Genomic DNA, 6,344 nt, shown 5'->3' on the forward strand with positions numbered 1-6,344 from the left:
CAAGGCCGTCTGAAAAATCAGCCCACTCCAATCCGAATACATTATGAAAAAAACCATTATTCTTGCCGTTCCCTACATGTACGGACTGGATCAATGTATCGAAAAAAATCTGCGTTTTCTTGGTTTTGATGTCATTAATCTGTGCTATGACGACCGAGATTCCTATTACCCGAACTTGGGCAGCAGACTCAAAAACCTCTACCACAAACACATCACCAAAGACGGCAACTATAAAAAATACCTCAAATACAGCCGCCACCTCGACGACATTCAGCAAAAACTGGCCTTGTTAAACGGCAAAAAAGCCGACTATGCGCTCTGTATCCGCGCCAACATTTACCCCAAAGAAATCGTCGCCACCATCCGCGAACACAGCAATATTTGCGTGAATTATCAATGGGATGGCGTAGGCCGCTTCCCAGACATTATTGAATATTTAGATTATTTTGACCAATGTTGGGTTTTTGACCCCGACGATATTCAAAAATATCCACAATGCCATTTCAAAGCCACCACCAATTTTTACTTTGACTTTCCCGTGGTGGAATATGCACCCACCAACAAACTCTACTTTTTAGGCGGCTACGAACTCAGGCGCGAAGAGCAAACCAAACGTTTTATCCAAGAAACCGAACGCCTCAACCTGCCCTTGGATTTTCATATCTACTGCAAAGATGACAGGGCTGAAAAAGCCTTCGGACACAACGGTATCCGCTATCTTGACCGCAGCAGCATCCTCAGCTTTGAAGAAAACCTCAGCCAAGTGCAAAGTTGCGGTGCAGTCGTCGATTTTGCACAATTCGAACATTACGGCTTATCATTCCGTATCTTTGATGCGTTGCGTTTCGATAAAAAACTGATTACCACCAACAAACATATCTTGGAGACCGACCTATACCACCCAGACCGCGTGTTCGTATGGGACGGCGGTAATTTAGACACATTGCCTGAATTTTTGGCACGCCCGTATCAGCAACCTGCCCCTGAAATCAAAGCCTATTATTCGTTTACACAATGGCTAAACCGCCTGCTCGGCATTGATTAACCCTATTGCCTATGGCAAATATCCTTGCCTGACAAAATATTACATTGAATACATTATGAGTAAGAAAAAAGTCATTCTCGCCATGCCGGAACTCTTCAAAATCCACGAACTCATTATTGAAAACTTGGAGAAATGCGGATTTGAAGTGCTGTCCCTGACCTATGAAGAAAAAGAGTTCAAATACAAAAATGTATTTCAACGGCTGAAAAAAATCTGGTATCGAAATATTCTTGGACAAAAAGACTTCAAAAAACGGACCATGTTCCGCGCCGTAGAAGAACGCCTCAATACCCTGTTAAGCGAACATCCCGAACAAGCGGATTATTGCTTCATGATTTGGCTGGGCGCCTATCCGAAAGACTTCATCGCCAAGCTCAGAGCGCATTCAAAATTAATGGTGTACTACAATTGGGAAGCCCTGACCTTCTTAAAAGAAGACTTCGACAACATCGAATTTTTCGACAAATTTTACTTTTTCGATCCGTTTGACCAAGGCAAACACCCCGAATACGCCGAAAAACTCTTTCCAACCACCAGCTTCTACTTTGACAGCTTCAGGCCGTCTGAAAACCCGCAAAACAAAATCTTGTTTATCGGCTCGTACGCTGCCGACCGCAACAATGACATCCGTGCATTTTGCGAAGCTGCACGTTCAATCGGTTTAGAAATAGATTTCCGCTTGGCCAGTAAGAAAATCGAAGAAGAAAAAGCGGCTTTAGGCATTCCCGAAGTCGAGTTCTTCTCATTTGAAAACGCCCTCTCCTATCGTCAAAACTTAGAAGAAGCGGCCAAATCCTCTGTATTGGTAGATTTCCTCAACCGCAAGCACTACGGCCTCTCTTTGCGGATTTTCGAAGCGATTGGATTGGACAAAAAACTGATTACGACCAATCCGACCATCGTACATTACGATTTTTATCACCCGAACAATATGTTCTACTGGGACGGAAGCAACCTTGAAGAACTCAAAGCCTTCCTGACCTTGCCGTACGTACCGCTTGCCCCCGGCCTGAAACACAAATACAGCTTCAGCAACTGGATCAGCTGCGCATTTGATATTGAACCGAATATCCCTATCAGATTACCTGAAATCAATAGAGAAGTTGTGGAGAATTTAAATGTTTGATAGAGAAAAATTGGTATTAGAAACTGTTCATATCCGCAAACGAGAATTCATTGAACAGCCGAAACATATTGTTTATGCAGCCGATCAAAACTATATCAAACACATCGGCACTGCGTTACTTTCTGTATTGCAAAACAATACCAGCCCAATACATTTTCATTTGTTAGTTAGTGGTTCAGAAGGTTATGATTTTGATATTTTCAATCAAATTGAAACATCAAATCAAAACTACGCAATAAGCGTTTACCATTTAAATACAGAATACTTTTCTACCCTGCAAACTACTCATTATTTTACTATCGCTATGTATTACCGTATGAGTATCCCTTGCTTATTAAAAGGTATTGCTCATACTGCACTTTATTTAGATACTGATGTACTGTGCTTGGGTAACATTGATGATTTATTTGAAATCGACATTTCAAATTCTTTGATTGCCGCCGTACCTGATGCAATCTTATACAGAGCATATATAAAACAACTCAATCAATTTGGTTTTACAGATACTGAGCCTTATTTCAACTCCGGGGTCATTCTATTCAATATTGACAAATGGAATGATATGGCAATAGATAAAATTTTGTCTGAAAAAATGCAAGCCGTAGAAAAACAAAATTTTAAACTCTCCTGCCCAGATCAAGATATTTTGAATTTAGCCTGTATAGGTCATGTACACTGGCTTTCAGAAAACTTTAACTGGATACATTGGCATCAAAAATACAGTGAATTGATCGATAATCCCAACAATATCCGCTTAGTCCATTTTGTTGGTCATATCAAACCGTGGCATCAATTAGGCTTCCACCCCGCATATGATCAATATTTTAAGAATTCCCCATGGAATAACGGATATCTAGAACAACCTCTATCAACTTGGTTGCCCTTTCCAAATCCTAAAAGGAAATTTAGACAAGCAGCCAAACGACTTTGGAAACAAGGACAAAAAAAGCAAGCATGGGCATACTACAAAGAATATTTATTACGAAGAATCAACAAACGACGGTATCAAGCACCCTCCCTAGGTAAATAAGGCCGTCTGAAACCATTTTTCCAATCGCAATTAAGGAATAAAACATGAGTACACAAGATTTGAGCGGCAAAATCGCTTTGGTAACCGGCGCTTCTCGCGGTATTGGTACGGCGATTGCCGATACTTTGGCTGCGGCCGGTGCAAAAGTTATCGGTACAGCCACCAGTGAGAGCGGTGCGGCTGCAATCGGCGAACGCTTGGCACAATGGGGCGGCGAAGGCCGTGCATTGAATTCTGCCGAACCTGAAACCATCGAAACCCTGATTGCCGACATCGAGAAAGAATTCGGCAAACTGGATATTCTGGTCAATAACGCCGGCATTACCCGCGACAACCTCCTGATGCGCATGAAAGAGGAAGAATGGGACGACATCATGCAGGTTAACCTCAAATCTGTGTTCCGCGCCTCCAAAGCGGTATTGCGCGGCATGATGAAACAGCGTACCGGCCGCATCATCAACATCACATCCGTTGTCGGCGTGATGGGCAATGCCGGCCAAACCAACTATGCGGCCGCAAAAGCAGGCTTAATCGGCTTCTCCAAATCTATGGCGCGTGAAGTCGGCAGCCGCGGCATTACCGTCAACTGCGTTGCCCCCGGCTTTATCGACACCGATATGACCCGCGCCCTGCCGGAAGAAACCCGCAAAACCTTTGAAGCGCAAACTTCTTTGGGCAAATTCGGTGAAGCGCAAGATATTGCCGATGCAGTTTTGTTCTTGGCTTCTGATCAGGCAAAATACATTACCGGTCAGACACTTCATGTCAACGGCGGCATGTTGATGCCGTAAACCGTTTGTTTATTTAAAGGCCGTCTGAATATTTCAGACGGCCCTTTTTGTCAATCAAAACACTACTTTACATTCTATCTTGATATAATCTTAACAATCCGTTAGATAACGCTCGAAACAGTAAGTCCAAATAAGCATGATACGGGAAATCAAATCGCAGAAATGAAGTTCATTCTGTGCGTTTTTATTTGGGTTTGCTGTCGGTTTTCGACGTGTTTCAGACGGCCTATATAACAATAGCTACTTTTAACGAAAGGCCGCCCACTCTATGCACGAATTCTCCCTCGGTCCCATTGTCATTGTCCTGTTGGTTTCCGTCATTACGGTTATCTGCTGTCGCAAGTTCAACATTCCTTCCATGCTCGGTTATCTTTTGGTCGGTTTTATTGCCGGTCCAGGTATGTTCAAACTGATTCCGCAAAGCCACGCCACCGACTATTTGGGCGAAATCGGCATTGTGTTCTTGATGTTCAGCATCGGTCTCGAATTCTCCCTGCCCAAACTCAAAGCCATGCGCCGCCTCGTATTCGGCTTGGGCGGTTTGCAAGTCATCATTACCATGCTCTCAATTATGGGCATTTTGATGGCAATGGGCACGCCGTTTAACTGGGCGTTTGCCACTGCGGGCGCACTGACCATGTCGTCCACCGCCATCGTCAGCCGCATTCTGTCGGAGAAAACCGAGCTGGGTCAGCCGCATGGTCAAATGGCCATGGGTGTTTTGCTGATGCAAGATATTGCCGTTGTACCGCTGATGATTCTGATTCCGGCACTTGCCGGCGGCAGCGAAGGCAACTTGTGGGTAGAGCTGGGCTTGGCCGGTTTGAAAATGTTGCTGACCTTGGGCATTTTGTTCGTTGTCGGCAGCCGTGTGATGTCGCGCTGGTTCAGACTGGTTGCCAAACGCAAATCGTCCGAACTCTTCATGATCAACGTTTTGCTGGTTACTTTGGGCGTGGCCTATCTGACAGAGCTTGAAGGCTTGTCTATGGCATTGGGCGCATTCGTTGCCGGTATGCTGCTTTCCGAAACCGAATACCGTATTCAGGTGGAAGACGACATCCGTCCATTCCGCGATATCCTGCTGGGCTTCTTCTTCATTACCGTCGGTATGAAGCTCGATATTCAGGCGCTGATCGGCAACTGGCAGCAAATCCTGATTTTGTTGGCAATCCTGTTGATCTTGAAAGCACTGGTCGTCTTCATCATCGCTTTGCGCATGAAAAACCCTGTGGGCGACAGCCTCAAGAGTGCGCTTTATTTGGCGCAAGGCGGCGAGTTCGGCTTCGTGATGCTGGCTATTTCCAGCAAAATCAATATGGTTTCGCCCGAATTGGAACAAGCGGCCACTGCAGCCGTCTTGCTCTCCATGATTGCCGCACCATTCATTTTGGGCAGCAGCGATGCCATCGTCAGCCGCTTCGTCAAATCCGACTGGGACATGAAAGCCTTGGACTTGCACTCCATGCTGGTGGAAACCATGAGCAAATCCGAACACGTCCTGATTATCGGTTTCGGACGCGGCGGTCAATCGGTCGCCCGTGTATTGGCGCAAGAAGGCATCCCCTACTTTGCCCTTGACTTGGACATTGCCCGCGTACAAGTGGCACGCAATGCAGGCGAGCCGGTTTCCTTTGGCGATGCCAAACGCCGCGAAGTCTTGGAAGCCGCCGGCTTGGGACGCGCCAAAATGGTGGTCATCACACTGAACAATATGCACGAGACCCAACATGTTCTCGGCAACATCATGTCCATGCATCCGAGCATGCCGGTTTATGTTCGCGCCACCAATGACGATTACGTCAAAACCTTTACCGAAATGGGTGCGGAAGAAACCGTCTCCGATACCAAAGAAACCAGCCTGGTACTGGCAAGCTATGCCATGTTGGGTCACGGCCTCTCTTACAACCATGTTTATCAAACCATAACCCACATCCGTCACAGCCGCTATGCATCTTTGCAAGACTTGTTTGTCGGCAGTGATGATGACAGCTTCTCCGACGAAGACAGCAAGGCCGTCTGCCGCCATGCCTTCCCGTTGCACGGCGAGGCACATGCCATCGGCAAAACTATCCGCGAATTGCCCTTGACCGCCCATCATCTGAAGCTATTATTTATCCGCCGCAAAACCGGAAAAATCCAAGACCTTGACCCTGATTTCGTTCTGGAAACCGGCGATATTTTGGTTGTCGCAGGCAAGCAGGAAGAAATTATTTCCTTTGAAAACTGGTGTTTGCAGGGAGATATCTAATTATCGGCAAATAAATCTTGCGCGCATCAGGATTTTTTGGTTTAATAGCGTCTTCGCAATTTTGCGCATGGGTGATTAGCTCAGTTGGTAGAGCGTCTGCC

Annotated in this window: 5 protein-coding genes; all 5 read left to right on the top strand. The window is 45.9% G+C overall.

Annotation, left to right across the window (positions count from 1 at the left end; genetic code table 11):
• Nucleotides 1-43: 43 nt before the first annotated feature.
• Nucleotides 44-1,045, top strand: a complete 1,002-nt coding sequence (locus HMPREF2560_RS01230; protein ID WP_070607123.1) for a WaaS/CpsH family glycosyltransferase — start codon at nucleotides 44-46, stop codon at nucleotides 1,043-1,045.
• 55 nt (nucleotides 1,046-1,100) lie between these two features.
• Complete coding sequence (locus HMPREF2560_RS01235) at nucleotides 1,101-2,171, top strand: WaaS/CpsH family glycosyltransferase (RefSeq protein WP_070607392.1); 1,071 nt, start codon at nucleotides 1,101-1,103, stop codon at nucleotides 2,169-2,171.
• On the top strand, nucleotides 2,164-3,201 hold the full coding sequence (locus tag HMPREF2560_RS01240) for a glycosyltransferase family 8 protein (protein ID WP_070607126.1): 1,038 nt from the start codon (nucleotides 2,164-2,166) through the stop codon (nucleotides 3,199-3,201). Before HMPREF2560_RS01235 ends, HMPREF2560_RS01240 begins: the two co-directional genes overlap by 8 nt.
• Nucleotides 3,202-3,245: 44 nt before the next feature.
• Nucleotides 3,246-3,992 carry a 3-oxoacyl-ACP reductase FabG gene (gene fabG, locus HMPREF2560_RS01245; protein WP_070607129.1) on the top strand — a complete coding sequence of 249 codons (747 nt, stop codon included), beginning with the start codon at nucleotides 3,246-3,248 and terminating at the stop codon, nucleotides 3,990-3,992.
• Between the two features lie 268 nt (nucleotides 3,993-4,260).
• Nucleotides 4,261-6,243, top strand: a complete 1,983-nt coding sequence (locus HMPREF2560_RS01250; RefSeq protein ID WP_070607132.1) for a monovalent cation:proton antiporter family protein — start codon at nucleotides 4,261-4,263, stop codon at nucleotides 6,241-6,243.
• Nucleotides 6,244-6,344: the final 101 nt, after the last annotated feature.

The organism is Neisseria sp. HMSC078H04 (genome assembly GCF_001838135.1).
Taxonomy (GTDB): Bacteria; Pseudomonadota; Gammaproteobacteria; order Burkholderiales; family Neisseriaceae; genus Neisseria.